This window comes from Clostridium saccharoperbutylacetonicum N1-4(HMT) (genome assembly GCF_000340885.1).
Classification (GTDB): domain Bacteria; phylum Bacillota; class Clostridia; order Clostridiales; family Clostridiaceae; genus Clostridium; species Clostridium saccharoperbutylacetonicum.
Genome location: NC_020291.1, coordinates 4,807,084 through 4,826,719, shown reverse-complemented (window position 1 = coordinate 4,826,719; position 19,636 = coordinate 4,807,084). Strand labels below are relative to the sequence as shown.

Here is a 19,636-nt window from a genome sequence, read left to right as displayed (position 1 = left end):
ACTAATTGCTAATAATTAAGGTGGGGATTGCAATGGCTCAAGGTGGAAAACTTATAATAGCTTTAAGCAATATTGAGACAGCACAAAAATTAAAGAGTTTACTGATACAAGAAGGTTACGAAATAATAGCCCTATGTACTTCAGGAAATGAATTGATTAGATTAGTTATGCAATATTCCCCAGACCTTGTCTTGGTTGGATATAAGTTTAAAGATATGAGTTTACTAGATGTCTACGAAACTTTAGTAGATGTAACTAGCTTTTTAGCTATCGTAAATGAACCGTATAAGTCCTTTATTGAAGAAGATACGGATATATATTGTATTGGTACTAAAATTTCTAATGTGCTTTTAACTAATGCTATTGATTTGATATTTCAAAGTAAAAAGAGAATTAAGAAGCTTAGAGAAAAAGTTGAAAAGTTGGAACATACTATTGAAGATAGAAAGCTAATTGAAAAGGCTAAAGGTCAACTCATGGCTACTTCTGGACTGACAGAAAATGAAGCGTTCAGATATATGCAAAAGATAAGCATGGATTCTGGGAGAAGAATGAGAGATATTGCTAGTTTAATACTAAGTGAAACACAATAGTTTTCAAAATTAAAGTAAAATATGCGAGTAATTATATCTCTTAAAGGATATTCTTACTCGTATTTTGACACTAGTTAATGCGATAATTATATCTTAAGATTATTAAGATTTAATTTATAGATTTATGTAATAAGTAAAAAGTAAGAAGAAATATATTATTATCTCAAGGGGGAATTTTCATGGAAAACAATAATCCGAATGCGCAAGGGCTATATAATCCATGTTTTGAACATGATGCTTGTGGAATTGGGACTATAGTAAACATTGATGGCGAGAAATCTCATGAAATATTATCAGACTGTTTGACTATACTTGAAAAGTTAGAACATAGAGGTGGAACTGGTGCTGACGAACATACAGGAGATGGAGCAGGAATATTATTTAATATACCTCATAAATTCTTTGAAGAAGAATTGAAAGCTAAGGGGATGACTCTTGGTAATGAAGGTGATTATGCTGTTGCTATGGTATTTTTACCACAGGAAGAAAAGGCAAGAAAAGAAGCTATGAGCCTTTTTGATGATATATCTAAAGAAGAAGACCTTGAACTGATTGGGTGGAGAGAAGTTCAAACAAATTCTTCGATTCTTGGAAAAGCTGCTTTAGAAGCAATGCCTTTTATTGCTCAGGCTTTTGTTAAGAAACCTAATGGCATAAAAAGAGGAAAAGATTTCGAAAGAAAATTATATATAGTTAGAAGAAATATAGAAAAAAGAGCTGGATGGATAAGTAAATTCTTGAATGAAACTTTCTACATAGCATCTTTCTCTTCAAAGACAATCGTATATAAAGGAATGCTTTTATCTACACAATTAAGAGAATTCTATAAAGATTTAGAAGATGAAAGAGTAGAAACATCATTAGCGTTAGTTCACTCAAGATATAGTACAAACACTTTCCCAAGCTGGGAAAGAGCTCATCCAAATAGATTTATGATTCACAATGGTGAAATTAATACACTTCGTGGAAATGTAAATAGAGTTTACTCTAGAGAGACAAATGTTAAATCTAGAGCATTAGGAAAAGATTTAAATAGAGTATTACCTATTATAAATAAAGAAGGTTCAGATTCTGCAATCTTTGATAATAATTTAGAATTCTTATATATGAATGGTATGGACTTAACTAGAGCGGTTATGATGGCAATTCCAGAACCATGGTATAAGAGTAAAACTATGAGTAAAGAAAAAAGGGCATTTTATGAATATAATGCCACATTAATGGAACCATGGGATGGTCCAGCTGCTATCGTATTTACTGATGGTGAAAAAGTTGGTGCAGTTCTAGATAGAAATGGTTTAAGACCATCAAGATATTATATAACTAAAGATAGAAGATTAATTCTTTCATCAGAAGTTGGTGCGTTGGATATTCCAGCTGAAATTGTTGAAAAGAAAGATAGATTAAGACCGGGTAGAATGTTACTTGTTGATACAGTTAAAAAAGAAGTAATAGATGATGAAGAATTAAAAGAAGCTTATGCAACTGAAAATCCATATGAAGAATGGTTAAGCGAAAATTTAGTTACATTAGACAAGCTAAAAGAAAGTAAAAAATTCAAAATTGAATATGATGGAGCAACAAGAAGAAGATTACAAAAAACTTTTGGATATACATATGAAGAAGTAAAAACAACTATGCTTCCAATGGCTGAAACAGGGGCAGAACCTCTTGCAGCAATGGGTGTAGATGTTCCGCTTGCTGTATTATCTAAAGAAGCACAACCATTATTTAATTACTTTAAGCAATTATTTGCTCAAGTAACTAATCCGCCTATAGATGCTATTAGAGAAGAGATAATTACAGCTTCTAATGTTTACATAGGGCCAGAAGGAAATATATTAGAAGACAAGCCTTCTAATTGTGAATTACTTAAACTTGATTCACCAATAATCAATGATGAAGAATTTGCTAAAATTAAAGCACTTAATGATGCAAATTTAAAATCAAAAGTTATTGATATAGTATTTGATAAAGGTAGTTCTTTAGAAACTGCATTAAATGATATTTTTGAAAAAGCACAAGATGCATATGAAAAAGGTTATACAATATTAATCTTATCTGATAGAAATGTATCTGAAGCAAAAATTCCAATTCCATCATTACTTGCAGTATCAGCTCTTCATCAATATATGGTTAAAAAAGGAACTAGAACATCAGTTGGAATAGTATTAGAAAGTGGAGAACCAAGAGAAATCCATCATTTTGCTACCCTGATTGGTTTTGGTGCATCAGCTATAAATCCATATATGGCTTATGAATCATTAAAGGGCTTAATTGAAGAAGGATTATTAATTCTAGAATATCATAAAGCAGTTTATAACTATAATAAAGCGGTACTTAAAGGAATCATAAAGATTCTTTCTAAGATGGGTATTTCAACAATACAATCTTATCAAGGAGCTCAGATATTTGAAGCTATAGGTATTGGAAAAGAAGTTATAGACAAGTACTTTACTAATACTATCAGTAGAATTGAAGGAATAAGCTTAAAGGAAATTCAAAAAGAAGCTGAAATAAATCATGAAAAAGGCTTTAAAGACAAAACTTATGCTGCTGACTTTGCATTAGATTCACCAGGATATGAAAAATTAAGATCTGGTGAAGATGGTCAAGAAAAGCACTTATATAATCCATTAACTATTCATAAACTTCAAGAAGCAACAAGAACTGGTAATTATGAGTTATTTAAAGAATGTACTTCATTAATTGATGATGAAAAAGCAGAAATAACATTAAGAGGCTTATTAGATTTTAATTATAACTCTAAAGAAATTCCTTTAGATGAAGTTGAGCCAGTTGCTGAAATAGTTAAGAGATTTAAGACAGGTGCTATGTCTTATGGATCGATTTCTAAGGAAGCTCATGAAGCACTTGCAATTGCAATGAATAGAATTGGTGGAAGATCTAACACTGGTGAAGGTGGAGAAGACAGTGAAAGATGGACTGTAGATGAAAATGGAGATTCAAAGAGGTCTTCAATCAAGCAAATTGCATCTGGTAGATTTGGAGTAACTTCTGAATATTTAGTTAATGCAGATGAACTTCAAATAAAACTAGCGCAAGGAGCAAAGCCTGGTGAAGGAGGACAACTTCCAGGAACTAAGGTTTATCCATGGGTTGCAAAGACTAGACATTCAACTACAGGTGTTGGTCTTATATCACCACCACCGCATCATGATATTTATTCAATAGAAGATTTAGCTCAATTAATTTATGACTTAAAGAATGCTAATACAGGATCTAGAGTATCAGTAAAATTAGTTTCTGAATGTGGAGTTGGTACTGTTGCTGCTGGTGTTGCAAAAGGCGGAGCAGAAGTAATATTAATTTCAGGATATGATGGAGGAACTGGTGCATCACCAAAGAACTCTATTAAAAATGCAGGACTTCCATGGGAGCTTGGATTAGCTGAAGCTCATCAAACTTTATTGCTTAATGATTTAAGAGAAAGAGTTAGAGTAGAAGTTGATGGTAAGCTTATGAGTGGACGTGATGTTGCTATTGCAGCATTACTTGGAGCAGAAGAATTTGGATTTGCAACTGCACCGCTTGTAGCATTAGGATGTGTTATGATGAGAGTTTGTAACTTAGATACTTGTCCAGTAGGAGTTGCAACTCAAAATGAAGAACTTAGAAAGAGATTTAAAGGAAAGCCAGAATATGTTGTTAACTTTATGTACTTCATAGCAGAAGAACTTAGAGAAATCATGGCTAAGCTTGGCTATAGAAAACTTGATGAGATGATTGGTAGAGTAGATAGACTTAAACAAAGAGAAAATGCTCATGGCTGGAAGGCAAAGAGCATTGACTTAAGTTCAATACTTCATACTCCAGATAAATACAGAGGTAAAGTAGTTAAATTCGATGCTACTAAGAAATATGACTTTAAGTTACATAAAGTAATGGATGAGAAAATATTCTTAGATAAATGCAAAAATGCTATAACTAATGGTGAAAAGGTAAGTCTAGAGGTTGATATCACTAATACTGATAGAACTCTTGGTACTATCTTAGGTTCAGAAGTGACAAAAGTGCATGGAGGAGAAGGATTACCAGAAGATACAATTACAATTAAATGTAATGGAGCAGCAGGGCAAAGTTTTGGTTCTTTTATTCCAAAAGGCTTAACTTTTGAAATAGAAGGAGATGCAAATGATTATTTTGGAAAAGGATTATCAGGTGGTAAGCTTGTAGTATATCCTCCAAAGAAATCAACCTTTGTTGCAGAAGAGAATATCTTAATAGGTAATGTTGCTTTATATGGTGCCACTTCGGGAAAAGTATTTATTAATGGTATTGCTGGTGAAAGATTCTGCGTTAGAAACTCTGGTGCAACTGCTGTTGTTGAAGGAGTAGGAGCGCATGGATTGGAGTACATGACTGGTGGTAAAGTAGTTGTTTTAGGAAAAGTAGGTATAAACTTTGCAGCTGGTATGAGTGGAGGAATTGCTTATCTTTACGAAGAAGATCCGAACTTCAGAATAAATTTAAATGAAGAAATGATTTTATTAGAAGAGTTAAGCTTAGAAGATGAAGAAGAATTAAAGAACTTAATTGAAGAACATGTAAAAGTCACAGGCTCTCCTAAAGGAAATAAAATATTATACAACTTTGAAACAGAAAAAGTTAAATTCCACAAAATAATACCTAAAGATTATAAGAAGGTATTAGAAACTGTTGAAAAGTATAAAAATCTTGGATGTAATGAGGACGATGCATTAATAAAAACTTTCCAAGAAATCAAAGGAATATAGGAGGGTTAGGCAAATGGGTAAACCAACTGGATTTTTAGAGTATGATAGAGAAGTAGGAACAAATAGAGAACCTAAAGAAAGATTAAAAGATTATAATGAATTTCATTCAAGACTTCCTTTGGAAAAGCAATGTATCCAAGGTGCTAGATGTATGGATTGTGGAATTCCATTTTGTCAATCTGGAGTATTATTTTCAGGTATGGTGTCAGGATGTCCGCTTCATAATTTAATTCCTGAATGGAACGATTTAGTGTACAGAGATAAATGGGACTTGGCTTATGAAAGATTAAATAAGACTAATCCATTCCCAGAGTTTACAGGAAGAGTATGTCCAGCTCCATGTGAATCTGCATGTACTGCTGGATTAAATGGCCCAGCAGTTACTATAAAAGAAAATGAAAGAAGCATAATTGATGTTGCTTTTCAAAATGGTTATGTTAAAGCAAACCCTCCTGCAAAAAGAACTGGTAAAACCGTTGCTGTAATTGGGTCAGGGCCAGCAGGGCTTGCTGCTGCTGATACCTTAAATAAATGTGGACATAAAGTTACTGTTTTTGAAAGAAGCGATAGACCAGGCGGATTATTAATGTATGGAATTCCGAATATGAAGCTTGATAAAGAAGTTATCTTGAGAAGAGTTAGCATAATGGCTGAAGAAGGTGTAAAGTTTGTTACTAATGCAAATGTTGGAGACAACTATGATGCAAAACAAATTTTAGATGGATTTGATGCAGTAGTCCTTGCTACAGGAGCATCTGAACCTAGAGATATTAATGTAGAAGGAAGAAATGAGATTAAAGGCATTCATTTTGCAGTTGATTTCTTAAAGGCTAACACTAAGAGTCTTTTGGATTCTAAACATGGGGATAAGGAATATATTTCAGCAGAAGGTAAAAATGTAATAGTTATTGGTGGTGGAGATACAGGGACAGACTGTGTTGGAACTTCCCTTAGACATGGATGTAAGTCGTTAGTTCAATTTGAAATAATGGGTGAACCAGTCAAAGAAAGAGCTGAAAATAATCCATGGCCAGAATGGCCAAAGGTTCTTAAGGTTGATTATGGCCAAGAAGAATTTATGGCTTTATATGGTAAAGATCCAAGAGAATATTTAACAACAGTTACAGCTGTTCATGCCGATAAGGATGGAAATCTTGAAAGTGTTGATACGGTAAAGGTTGAATGGAAAAAAGATGAAAATGGAAGATTTGGACCAATACCAGTTAAAGGTTCAGAAAAGAATTGGAAGGCTGAACTTGTATTGCTAGCAATGGGTTTCACAGGTTCACAAAGTTATATTAAAGAAGCTTTTGGAGTTGAATCAGATGCAAGAACCAATGTTAAAGCAAATGATATAGACTTCAAGACAAATGTACCTAAAGTATTTTCAACAGGTGATGCTAGACGTGGTCAATCACTAGTTGTTACTGCAATAAGTGAAGGAATGCAATCTGCTATAGCAGTTGACAGATTTTTGAGAACAGAATAATATAAAGAATACCTCCGGAAACTTTCTGGAGGTATTTTTTTATAAAAGATTTTCATTTAATTAGGATAAAATTAAGGTTATTTTAATATAATTTTATTAAGTAAAAAGTTATAATAATTAGTAAAGTTAAATGGTTTTGATAACTGCTTTAAATATTATTAAGGAAGGGTTAAAATAAAAGAATGAAAATAATTAAAAACAGTGATAATGTAGTTAGATCTGGATGGAAAATAGCATCTCTCTATCTAATATATTTTATTTTAACAATCATAATATCAGGAATTTTTTGTTTGATATATTCTATACTATTATTTAGTAAAAATCCTCAAGCATATCTTGATGTTGGTTTAATAGATAAACAATTTTCTAGTATGAACTATTTTCCGGGCATATGTCTATATTTAATTCAGTGTATAACTTTAATTATTCTTGTAGTTCTATTTTGGAAGAAGGGTGACAATGGTAAACTTGAAGATATTGGGCTGACAAATTTAAAAAAGAGTTGGAAACAATTATGTGTTGGATTGTTCATTGGGGCTGTTTCGTTTACAATAGTTGCTTTAATATTGATTTTAAGTAAATCGGTGGTTCTTATAAATGGTTTTATTAATCCACATTTTTCAAAGTCTTTAATCATTCAATTAATAATTTTTATTTTTGTTGGAATAAATGAAGAACTTTTCTGCAGAGGATATTGTATGACTGTATTAAAGCAAACTAAAATAACCTGGATTCCTATAGTAGTATCTTCGATAATTTTTTCATTAATGCATTCTATGAATAGTGGAATAAGTGTAGTAGCATATATTAATTTATTTTTGTTTGGAATTACAATGGGGTATATTTTTATAAAAACCAAAAGTATTTGGATATGCATAGGTTATCACATAACTTGGAATTACTTTCAAGGAGATGTCTTTGGATTTTTAGTAAGTGGAAATATTACTGATTCAATATATTCTGTAAAGACATTAGTACCTAGTATAATTAATGGTGGGAGTTTTGGACCAGAAGGTGGAATTATAGTTACGTTTTTATTATTAATAACCATCTTCTTAATATATAAATTTCTACCTACAGATGCAAGATTTTAGTTGCTATCAGTACATTGTAAATATTATATTCTTGATGTATAATTTGAACTGAATGAATTAGTTCGTAAGTGATTTAAAGGCTTATAATTTGATTAGAAAATAGTTATTTAAGAATTGTAACATATTAAAAATTTGGATGAATATATTAAAAACTTAGTGAGTAGAGGTTGAGTGAAATGAACAGAGAATTAAAAAAGTACATTTATATTATAGGTACAATCTTATTATTATTTTTTGTATTTAAAATATTTGTAAAAATTTTTCCATGGCTCTTATTAGCAGGTGGGATTATTTATATTATTACAAAAGTTGTTCGATTTATCAAAGGGAGAAATGAAGCGAGTAATTCTGACAAGATTAGCAATGCCCAAGATGAAAAATATGATTATGACATTCAAAGTGATGATTATACTAATGGTGAAGTTATCGATGTTGAATATGAAGATGTAGATAGTAAAAAATAATCAATTATAAAATTTTATTTGTAAAAATTAATTCAGTGTTGAATAATTGGTAAAAATATAGTATAATTAAGCAGTACCAAAGATAAGACTATGGCAGTTTTTATGGTATATAGTAGTAATAAAAAGTATATTATAATTTAATTATGATTTTAGCAATGGAGTTAAAGAATATTATTTGTTTCTTTGATTCCATATTTTTTTATAAATACATTTTGTGGTAAATATGTATTTATAAGTAGGAATTTTACTATTATTTTATGTTTTTATTGTTGACAATTTAATATTTATATTCTAAAATTTTTATAAAATTATTAATTATTTCAAGTAGTTAATATCAATTCAAATAATGTTGTGTATCTGAAAGGAGATTTTATTAATGAACAAAATCAACGAAGTTTTCGCTTCAAATGTATTTAGTGATGCTGTAATGAAAGAACGTCTTCCAAAGGCTACTTATAAAGCTTTAAAAAAGACAATTGAAAAAGGAACTGCTCTTGAAGCAGATGTTGCTGATGTAGTTGCTTCAGCAATGAAAGATTGGGCTGTTGAAAAAGGTGCAACTCACTTTACTCACTGGTTCCAACCAATGACTGGAATTACTGCAGAAAAGCATGATTCTTTTATCAGTCCAACTTCAGATGGAAAAGTTATATTAGAATTTTCAGGTAAAGAATTAATTAAGGGTGAACCTGATGCATCTTCATTCCCTTCAGGAGGACTTAGAGCAACTTTTGAAGCTAGAGGATATACTGCATGGGATTGTACTTCGCCAGCATTTATTAAAGATGGTTCTTTATGCATACCAACAGCTTTCTGTTCTTATAATGGTGAAGCTTTAGATAAGAAAACTCCATTATTACGTTCGATGGAAGCTTTAAATACTCAAGCTTTACGTGTTTTAAGAGCGTTAGGTAATACAACTACTAAAAGAGTTATTACAACAGTAGGTCCTGAACAAGAATATTTCTTAATTGATAAGAAAATGTATGATGCTCGTAAAGATCTTATCTTAACAGGAAGAACTTTATTTGGTGCAAAACCTTCAAAAGGTCAAGAACTTGAAGATCATTATTTCGGAACAATAAAACAAAGAATTTCTGATTTCATGAAAGAGTTAGATGAAGAACTTTGGAAGCTTGGTATTTTAGCTAAAACTAAGCATAACGAAGTTGCTCCTGCTCAACATGAATTAGCTCCTATATTCAGTACAACAAATATATCTACAGATCACAATCAACTTACAATGGAATTAATGAAGAAAATTGCTGCAAAGCACGACTTATATTGCTTGCTTCATGAAAAACCATTCGCTGGTGTAAATGGATCTGGTAAGCACAATAACTGGTCAATGGGTACAGATGATGGAATGAACCTTCTTGAACCAGGTAAGAATCCACACGATAATCAACAATTCCTTTTATTCTTATGTGCTGTGATAAAAGCTGTTGATGAATATCCAGATTTATTAAGAGTATCAGCGGCTAATGCTGGAAATGATCATAGATTAGGTGCGAATGAAGCTCCTCCAGCTATAATCTCAATATTCTTAGGAGATCAATTAGAAGACGTATTAGAACAAATTGAAAAGGGACCAGCTACAAGCTCTAAATCTGCAAGTGAATTAACAATTGGTGTTAATACTTTACCAGCGCTTCCAAAAGATGCAACTGATAGAAACAGAACATCTCCATTTGCATTCACTGGAAACAAATTTGAATTCAGAATGGTTCCATCATCAGCTTCAATTGCTGGATGTAACTTTGTATTAAATACAATCGTTGCTGAAACTTTATCTGAAATTGCAGAAAAATTAGAAAAAGCTACTGATTTAGATGCTGAAATTCAAGCAATTTTAACAGATATCGTTAAAAAACATAAGAGAATTATCTTTAATGGTAATGGATATTCTGATGAATGGGTTGTTGAAGCAGAAAAGAGAGGACTTCCAAACATTAAGTCTACTGTAGAAGCTGCTAAAGCTATGATTTCTGAAAAGAACCAAGCAGTTCTTGAGAAACATGGAGTATTAACAAAAGTTGAAGCAGAATCTCGTTATGAAATAACTCTTGAAAACTATAATAAGATTATAAATATAGAAGCTTTAACAACACTTGAAATGGCAAAACGCCAAATTATACCTGCAGTAATTCAATTTACTACAAGTCTAGCTGAATCAATAAATACTATTAAAGCTACTGGCGTAGGTGCTGATGTATCTGTTCAAACTGAATTATTAACTGAAGTTTCTAAGTTAACAGCTTCATTGAGTAAAAATGTAAAACTTCTTGAAGAATTAGTTGGAAAAGCTGATAACTTCAAAGGCGATATATTCGACTTAGGAATGATGTACAGATACGAAGTGTTTGAACAAATGAATACTTTAAGAGAAGATGCTGACAAGCTTGAAACTATAGTTGATGAAGATTTCTGGCCATTACCAACTTATAGTGATATGTTATTCAATGTTTAATATATAGTTTTAATAAATGAAGTGCTTTAGAAATAAAGCGCTTCATTTTTTTGTTTTAAATATTTAAATTTTAGAAGTCAAAAGAAGATACAGTATATCTATTAAATAAAGACAGGGTAAGGAATAGATTAATCAAATAATAATAATTAGTAGAATAAATATCAAGAAAATAAATCAAATGTTTATTTAAGTAACATATGTAAAGAAAGATGTTAAAGAAAGTAGTATAACAGATAATTAATATGCTGCTTTAGCTTAATAAAAATAAAAAAATAGAATAATAATTCAAACAATTGTTATAATTTTTAACATTTGTTTGACAAAGTAAAAAAAAGATGATAACATGATAGTACAAAATACTTTAAAGGAGTAGTGATGAAATTATCGTTTATTTAATATAAGGTTTTTATGTAACGCATGTAAACATTAACACTGTGGGTTGAATTTGAAATTATAAATATTTTCATGAATAATAAATATGGTGCTTTAATAGTTTGCGGCTTATAACTAAATATATGGAAAACGTTTAGGTTAAATGATGATATTAAACATTGCGAAAAGAAGATAAAAAATTCAGAAATAACAAGGGGAGGATCCAAAATGGATATTTCAAACGTTGAAAAAAACACAAGTCAAACGTCTATGTTAAAAAAGGTATTAGGTTACAAAATTGCATTTATGCCTTTAGGAGTGTATGGAATTTTATTACTTATTGTTACAGGATTGCTTCAAAAACAAATATTCCCTAAGGATATGATTGGAGCAGCAGCTATCATGGTACTTTATGGTTATGGCTGTGCAGAAATAGGGCAAAGAATACCTATTTTTAAGAATATTGGTGGTAAGGTTATCATGGCGACGTTTTTACCTTCATACTTGCTATATGCGCATCTTATACCAAAGCAAGCAAGTGATGCGGTTATTACTTTTATGAAAGGTACTAATTTCTTATATGTTTTTATTGCATGCATAATAGTAGGAAGTATTTGTAGTATGAACAGACAGGTTCTTATTAAAGCTTTCTTTAAAATGTTTGTACCACTTATTATAAGCGCGGTTGCAGCTACTGTAGTAGGCGTTGGAGTAGGGATGATACTTGGGATTGGAGCATATAAAACATATTTCTTTATTGTAGCACCAATTATGGCTGGTGGTGTTGGAGAAGGTGCACTTCCTTTGTCTATGGGGTATGCAGCTGTTTTAGGACAAGAACAAGATGCTTTGTTTGCATCAGTTCTTCCATGTGTAATGTTAGGAAGCTTAACTGCTATAATTTATGCTGGTGTGTTAAAACGTATAGGTGAAAAATATCCTGAGTATTCAGGTAATGGAGCTTTATTGAAATCTGGAGATGATGATGTATTAGAAGCAGCAAAAGCAGGAAATAAAGCCAAAGGAGAAATAAAAATCGATATATCTAAAATGGCAGCAACAGGTGTACTAGCTTTCGCACTTTACTTGCTAGGAGTATACGTAAACTCTTTAATTGGATTACCAGCACCTATAGTTATGTTATTATCAGTTGTAATAGCTAAAGCAGCAGGAGTTATTCCAAGCAATATAGAACAAGGTGGATATGCACTATTTAAATTTATAACAACAGCTGTTACAGTACCGTTGTTACTTGGAGTTGGTATTGCTAATACACCATGGGAAAATCTTGTTGCAGTTATTACTAATCCAAAATATTTAATAGTAATAGTATGTACAGTTACAACAGTAGTAGTAACAGGATGGTTTGTTGGTAAAGCGATGAAAATGTATCCGGTTGAAGCTGCTATGGTAACATCTTGTAACAGTGGACAAGGTGGAACAGGGGATATAGCTATACTTACATCAGGAAATAGATTGGAACTTCTTCCGTTTGCTCAAGTTGCTACAAGACTTGGAGGAGCAGCTACAGTTACTTTAGCTATTTCATTGTTGAGAATGTTGAACTAATAATAATGAGCATCAGATACGGTGATATATTAAATAATTGTTAAGCTAAAGTTATAACAAATCCTAAGAGCATTAAGCTAACTTTTAGGATTTGTTTTTTTCTGTGTGTACAAGAATATCAATGATAAAGAACTTTCGCAAAATACAATAAAATAAATTGTATTATTTTATGCAAAACAATTTTTTTGTTAACATATGTTTAAATGAAAGACAAATGTAATTAAAAAGATGCTGGATATAGAATTCTAATAAGCCACAATTGATAATTAAACTAATTTGTATATAAGGAAAGTACTTCTGATTGAAAGAAAAAATATCCTGCACAAATGTTTGTAATAATAACAAATGTTTGACAAAGTAAATGCTATTTGATATTCTTATACTAACAATTGTATAAGTGTGATTAAAAATAAGAAATGTGACTGAGGAGGAAGAATACTTTATGAATATAAGTTTAGATTACTTGAATATTAAGAAACATAATGGATTATATAGAAATGCTGGAATACCTGAATTAGTGAAATTTGCTTTAGCTAGAGGAGAAGCTTCTCTTTCTGATAAGGGAGCTCTAGTGGTTAATACAGGGAAGTATACAGGAAGATCTCCTAAAGATAGATTTATTGTAAGAGATGAGACTACAGAAAATACAGTTAATTGGGGAGAAGTATGTCTTCCTATAGGAGAAGATGTATTTGATAAACTTTATAATAAAGTTGTAAAATATATTGAAGAAAAAGAATTGTTTGTATTTGATGGTTATGTAGGAGCTATGGAAGAATATTCAATGCCTATACGAGTTGTGTGTGAATGTGCTTATCAAGCTATGTTTTCGACACAAATGTTTAGAAGACCTACTGAGGAACAACTTGCAAAACATATACCGGAATTTAATGTTATTTCTGCACCAGGTTTTAAAGCTGATGGCGTAGAGGATGGAGTGAATTCTGAAGCGTTTGTATTAATGAATTTTTCTAAGAAAATAATACTTATAGGTGGAACTGCATACTCGGGTGAAATTAAGAAGTCTATATTTTCGGTAATGAATTTCTTACTTCCGCAAAAAGGAGTATTACCAATGCATTGTTCAGCTAATATAGGTGATGATGGACAGACAGTTGTATTCTTTGGGTTGTCTGGAACGGGAAAAACAACTTTATCTACAGATCCTGAAAGAAAACTTATAGGTGATGATGAGCACGGTTGGTGTGAAGATGGAGTGTTTAACTTTGAAGGTGGCTGTTATGCTAAGACTATAGGATTGGATAAAGAAAAAGAAAAAGAAATATATAACGCTATTAAATTTGGAGCTGTCCTTGAAAATGTTGTAGTGGATGAAAATGGTGTCCCAGATTACAAAGATGGAAGTCTGACTGAAAATACTAGAACTGCTTATCCTATAGAATTTATAGATAATATTAAAGTTAGTGGTACTGGAAATAACCCAAGTAAAATTATTTTCTTAACTGCAGATGCATTTGGAATAATGCCTCCTGTAAGTAAGTTGACTAAAGAAGCAGCAATGTATCACTTTATGTCTGGATATACAAGTAAAGTAGCTGGAACAGAAAGAGGAATAACAGAACCTATGATTACATTTTCAGCTTGCTTTGGAGAACCTTTCATGCTTTTGAATCCAGCAGTTTATGCTAAATTGTTAGGGGAAAAAATAGATAAACATGACACTGAAGTATACCTTGTAAATACAGGTTGGATAGGTGGAGTATATGGCATAGGAAAGAGAATTAACTTGTCATATACTAGAGCTATGGTTACAGGCATAATTTCTGGTGAACTTGGTAAAGTTGAATATTATGAGCATCCAGTATTCAATTTATTAATACCAAAGCAATGCCCTGGTGTTCCGGATGAGGTATTAAATCCTAGAGAATTATGGGAAGATAAAGATGCTTATGATAGAAAAGCATTTGAGTTGGCAGATAAATTTGAAGAAAACTTTAGCAAATTCAATAATGTGCCAGAAAATATCTTAGAAGCAGGATTGAATAAGATTCTAGTATAAACAAAGTATCAGTTGTACTAGATTGACAAGCTGAAAGAAGAATAGATATTATAGAAATAGAGAAGATTTAATGAAGTTAGAAATAGGACTTTGTTAGATCTTCTTTTTGTACAAAAAGGCATTGTTTTTAGTAAATTGATGGTTTGAGGAAATCTACTATGTTGGAAAAAGGGGGACTGAGGAAGGTTGATAGAATTTTATTAATTGAAAGGTGAGTCTGAAAGGTATAACGCAGCTGCTTTGACTTGGAGTGAAGCAGCTGCAAAAAGATATTTGTGTGGAAACTTATTTAACTTCAATTTGAGCCAAGGAAAGTACTTTTAATGCTGTGTCATCATCTGTGATAAGTACATTTATGTACTTGCCTCTAAGTGCACCTAAAATAGCTTCAGCTTTAAATTTTCCTGCTGCAACACCTATCACATGATTTGCAGCATGAATTGCTTCTAAATCTATACCTACTATCTTTGAATTCACATCAATAACAGCCTCCTGACCGGAGTTGTCGTATAGGCGTGCGAAGGCACAACCAACAGCTTTTGATGAAGCTAAATTGCTACTGTGCTGATTTGCTAGTACATATTTTGACCACAAAGTAGAAGCGAATACAGCATCTACAGTTCCTATTCCGGTTAGTATTATGTCTGCTTTGTTAGCAAAAAAAAGAGTATCATTAATAACAGGTTCCTGCAGTATTGCTTTTCTTGCATAATCATTATCTATATATAAAGGGGCATAAAGGTATTTATACTTGCCTCCATAAGAATTTGCGAATTTACGAATAAGTTCTGGAGCATCAATTAATGGGTCGTCTTTAGCTGCTGCACCCATAACCTGAACAACAGTTATAGGTAACTTTTTCTTGGGTTTGAGCCGTTTTACTACATTAGAAATTGTTTTTCCCCATAAAACTCCTACTATTGAGTTTTCAGTAATTATTGAATCTAGATATTCTGCTCCCAACTTGGCAAGAGAAGATAAAGTTTCTTCTAAAGGAAGGGACTTGTTGTCTAAGACAATAACGTGCTTTAGATTAAAGTTGCTTTTTAATAGATTCTCTAATTCGTTTACTCTAGTGTGTGGATTGTTTATAGTTATTTCAACTACATTTCTATCACGAGCTTCTTGCAAGAGTTTTGAAATCTTGAAACGTGAAGTTGAAAATTTATTTGCTATTTCTGATTGTGTCATGTTTAATTCGTAGTACAGATTGGAGAGTTGTGCTAGAAAGTTTAATTTTTCTGTCTCATTCATTTTTTCGTATTCGTACATAGTGTACCTCCAAATATTGTGTGAGTAGTTCTTCAAATGTAAAATAATATTAATTATAGAGTAAAATTATTGTATTTTCAAGTTGTATTTCAATAAAATGATGATCAGAGATTGGCGTAAAATCTTTTTTTCTTATATATATGTATTTTTTTGTGATGAAATAAAAAGGATTAAATTCGAGTAAGACTGCTTAAAGAGCAGGAGTGTTTGCAATGTATAATAAAATGCATTGCATTGCAATATTCTGAAAAATGAAAAAAATAATAAAGGTTTTTATGCAAAATTCAAAAAAATTAATAATATATAAAAAATAATTGATCAAAAGTAAAAAAATAAAGTCAATGATGAAGCTATAGAATTATAACAGTTATTGTTTATTTAGAGTAAGTAGAACCAGAGTTATCAACAAATGTTTAATATATAAACATTTGTTAAGTGTTTGAAAAGACATTTGAATGAAGAAATTATGACTATTATGAAAAATAGCTGACATTTCCTCTGAAAAGGCTTTAAAGTGTAAATAGATTCTAGAAATACCTTTAACATTTGTGTTGTAATTTAACAAATGTTTTGACTTATCTGAAAAAAATTGATATCATATATAATGGTATTGAAGATTTACGGTATGAAGGTATAAATAAATTTAATGTTAACATTGATTTTAAAACTAAATATTATAACTTATCAGTTAATTAATAATGAGTTTGGAGGCTTTGATATGGCTAGTTTTGTTAGTGAAGGAAATGTAGAAAAACATAGGATTTTTAAAAGAATCTTTAGTGTGAAAATTGGAGTTATGCCACTTGGAGTGTATTTGTCACTTTTGGTGGTTGTAATTGCGTTGCTGTCGAGGAATATATTACCCAATGATATGTTGGGGGCAGCATGTATTATGATATTGTATGGTTTCACTTGTGAAGAAATAGGCAAAAGAATACCTATAATCAAACATATTGGTGGTAAGGTTATTATGGCGACATTTTTGCCATCTTATATGGTGTATGCTAATCTTATACCTAAAATGGCTTCGGATTCAGTAACAACATTTATGAAACAGACTAATTTTTTATATGTTTTTATTGCATGTATAATAGTTGGAAGTATTCTTAGTATGAATAGAAAGGTTTTAATGAAGGCTTTTGTAAAAATATTCATACCTATGGTTTCGTCTTTAGTAATTGGATCTTTTGTTGGTATAGCTGTAGCTTTTGTGTGTGGGATTAGTCCTTATGAAGCGTACTTTTTCATAATTGCACCAGTTATGGCGGGTGGAGTAGGTGAAGGAGCATTGCCTTTATCTATGGGATACTCAGCAGTATTACAACAGAGCCAAGATGGTTTGTTTGCTCAGGTTCTTCCGTGTGTAATGTTGGGAAGCTTGGTGGCTATACTTCTTGCGGGTTTATTGAAGCGAATCGGAGAAAAATATCCTCAATATTCAGGTAATGGTACATTACTGAAAGTTGGAGGAGATGATGAAATACTAGAACTTGCACAACAAGGCGAAAAAGATAAAGCTAATACACATCATGATTTGGCACAACTAACAGTTGCTGGTATTTTATCTTTTGCCCTTTATATGGCTGGTGTATATGTGAATTCTTTAGTTGGATTGCCTGCACCAATTGTTATGCTTATTGCTGTTGTTATGGCTAAAGTAGTGGGAGTTATTCCAAGTAGTATTGAAAAAGGTGGATATTCACTTTTTAGGTTTATTGTAACAGGTGTAACAACACCTTTGTTGTTTGGAGTTGGTGTAGCTATGACGCCATGGAAAAACCTTGTAGTTGTTTTTACTAATCCTAGATATTTAATAGTGATAACATGTACAGTTATTACTATTGTTGTTGTTGGATGGTTTGTTGGTAAGTTAGTTGGAATGAATCCTGTTGAAGCAGCTATGGTTACAGCATGTAATAGTGGTCAAGGAGGAACAGGAGTTGTATCTATACTTACATCTGGTGACAGATTAGAACTTATGCCTTTTGGTCAACTTGCTACAAGAATTGGAGGAGCAGTAACTGTAACATTAGCTATAGCTTTACTTAAGATGATTAAGTAAGAACTTTATAAAATTTTTTGTTAATAAAGAATTTATAATAGTAGGATTTGTTGAAATACATAAATGAAAACAAAGCAGTCCATAAACATATGTAAAATTTAATAACATATGTTTATGGACTACTTTTATATTAATGCGATAATTAATAGCTATATTGCGATGAATAAGTTAAAATCTAATGAATGCTTTAAACATATGTTTAAAAATATAACAAATGTTTTGACAAAAAACAAAAAAACTGATAGTATATTATTATAATAAGGAAGGAAAGTGGAGGCAGAAAGCTATGAATGTAAGGGAAGAATCTTTAAGATTGCATAGAGAAAAAAGAGGTAAATTAGAAATTATAGGTACAATGCCAATAACGAATGGCGAAGATTTAGCACTAGCTTATACTCCAGGTGTAGCAGAACCTTGTTTAGAGATAGCTAAAAACAAAGATAATGCTTATCAGTACACAATTAAAGGAAAAACTGTGGCAGTAATAACAAATGGGACAGCGGTTCTTGGACTTGGAAACATTGGGCCAGAAGCAGGACTTCCTGTAGTAGAAGGTAAGGCGCTGTTATTAAAGAGGTTTGGTAATGTTGATGCTATTCCAATAAGCTTAGATTCAATTGATCCTGACGATATAGTAAATACTATAAAAAACATTTCGCCTGGCTTTGGAGGAATTCATTTAGAAGATATAAAAGCACCAGAATGTTTTTATATTGAAGATAAATTAAAAGAGTTATTAGATATACCAGTCTATCATGATGATCAGCATGGAACTGCGATTGCAGTGTTAGCAGGTTTATATAATGCTTTAAAATTAGTTAAGAAGGATATAAAAGATATTAAAGTTGTCATAAATGGTGCTGGAGCATCTGGAATTGCTGTAGCGAAACTTTTAATGTCAGCTGGAGTTCAAAATATAGTTTTATGCGATTTAAATGGAGCAGTAGTTGAAGGTGATGACACTTTAAATGAAGCTCAAGCAAAAATAGCAAAAGTAACTAATAGAGGCTTTGAAAAAGGCTCTTTATCAGATGTTATAAAGGATAAAGACGTGTTTGTTGGAGTTTCAGATGGAAATGTATTAACAAAGGAAATGGTTGAAACAATGAATAAAGATAGCATTGTATTTGCATTAGCAAATCCTGTTCCAGAGATAATGCCAGCGGAGGCAAAGGCTGGAGGAGCTAAGGTTGTAGCTACAGGAAGATCAGATTTTCCAAATCAAATTAATAATGTACTAGTTTTTCCGGGAATATTTAATGGAGTTTTGAAGGTCAGAGCAAAAGAAATATGTGATGATATGAAAATTGCAGCAGCTAAAGGAATTGCTAATTTAGTATCAAAAGATGAATTAAAAGAAGATTATATAATACCTAGTGTTTTCAATAAAGAAGTTTGTGAAGCTGTTTCAAAGGCGGTTGTTGATATAGCTAACGAACAAGGATTTACTAGAGAATATTTAATGGTAAGATAG

11 protein-coding genes are annotated in these 19,636 nt (G+C 31.5%); 10 read left to right on the top strand and 1 reads right to left on the bottom strand.

The features are described from left to right. Nucleotides 1-32 precede the first annotated feature (32 nt). The 8 genes from CSPA_RS21520 to pckA all read left to right on the top strand — a co-directional run bounded on the left by CSPA_RS21520 (nt 33) and on the right by pckA (nt 14,828). On the top strand, nt 33-593 hold the full coding sequence (locus CSPA_RS21520; protein WP_015394496.1) for an ANTAR domain-containing response regulator: 561 nt from the start codon (nt 33-35) through the stop codon (nt 591-593). 179 nt (nt 594-772) lie between these two features. Further along, nucleotides 773-5,350, top strand: coding sequence for a glutamate synthase large subunit (gene gltB, locus CSPA_RS21515; protein WP_015394495.1), 4,578 nt, complete (start codon nt 773-775; stop codon nt 5,348-5,350). Nucleotides 5,351-5,363: 13 nt separating this feature from the next. Then, nucleotides 5,364-6,839: a glutamate synthase subunit beta gene (locus CSPA_RS21510; protein WP_015394494.1), complete on the top strand. Its 1,476-nt coding sequence runs from the start codon at nt 5,364-5,366 to the stop codon at nt 6,837-6,839. Nucleotides 6,840-7,021: 182 nt separating this feature from the next. Next, a complete protein-coding gene (locus tag CSPA_RS21505; protein ID WP_015394493.1) occupies nt 7,022-7,933 on the top strand; it encodes a CPBP family intramembrane glutamic endopeptidase in 912 nt (303 codons plus the stop codon). Nucleotides 7,934-8,109: 176 nt separating this feature from the next. Next, nucleotides 8,110-8,397, top strand: coding sequence for a hypothetical protein (locus CSPA_RS21500; RefSeq protein ID WP_015394492.1), 288 nt, complete (start codon nt 8,110-8,112; stop codon nt 8,395-8,397). Nucleotides 8,398-8,773: 376 nt separating this feature from the next. Beyond that, nucleotides 8,774-10,867 (top strand): glutamine synthetase III family protein, encoded by a 2,094-nt coding sequence (locus CSPA_RS21495; protein WP_015394491.1) that lies wholly within the window; start codon nt 8,774-8,776, stop codon nt 10,865-10,867. Between the two features lie 600 nt (nt 10,868-11,467). Continuing rightward, nucleotides 11,468-12,808 (top strand): 2-hydroxycarboxylate transporter family protein, encoded by a 1,341-nt coding sequence (locus CSPA_RS21490; protein WP_015394490.1) that lies wholly within the window; start codon nt 11,468-11,470, stop codon nt 12,806-12,808. 442 nt (nt 12,809-13,250) lie between these two features. Continuing rightward, nucleotides 13,251-14,828 (top strand): phosphoenolpyruvate carboxykinase (ATP), encoded by a 1,578-nt coding sequence (pckA, locus tag CSPA_RS21485; RefSeq protein WP_015394489.1) that lies wholly within the window; start codon nt 13,251-13,253, stop codon nt 14,826-14,828. 285 nt (nt 14,829-15,113) lie between these two features. Here the strand turns inward: pckA and CSPA_RS21480 are convergent, their stop codons facing one another. After that, nucleotides 15,114-16,019, bottom strand: coding sequence for a sugar-binding transcriptional regulator (locus CSPA_RS21480; protein ID WP_241393374.1), 906 nt, complete (start codon nt 16,017-16,019; stop codon nt 15,114-15,116). Between the two features lie 799 nt (nt 16,020-16,818). On the opposite strand from CSPA_RS21480, the gene CSPA_RS21475 reads away from it, so the two are divergent. Both CSPA_RS21475 and CSPA_RS21470 read left to right on the top strand, forming a co-directional pair. After that, complete coding sequence (locus tag CSPA_RS21475) at nt 16,819-18,162, top strand: 2-hydroxycarboxylate transporter family protein (protein WP_015394487.1); 1,344 nt, start codon at nt 16,819-16,821, stop codon at nt 18,160-18,162. 286 nt (nt 18,163-18,448) lie between these two features. Next, complete coding sequence (locus CSPA_RS21470) at nt 18,449-19,636, top strand: NAD(P)-dependent malic enzyme (RefSeq protein ID WP_015394486.1); 1,188 nt, start codon at nt 18,449-18,451, stop codon at nt 19,634-19,636.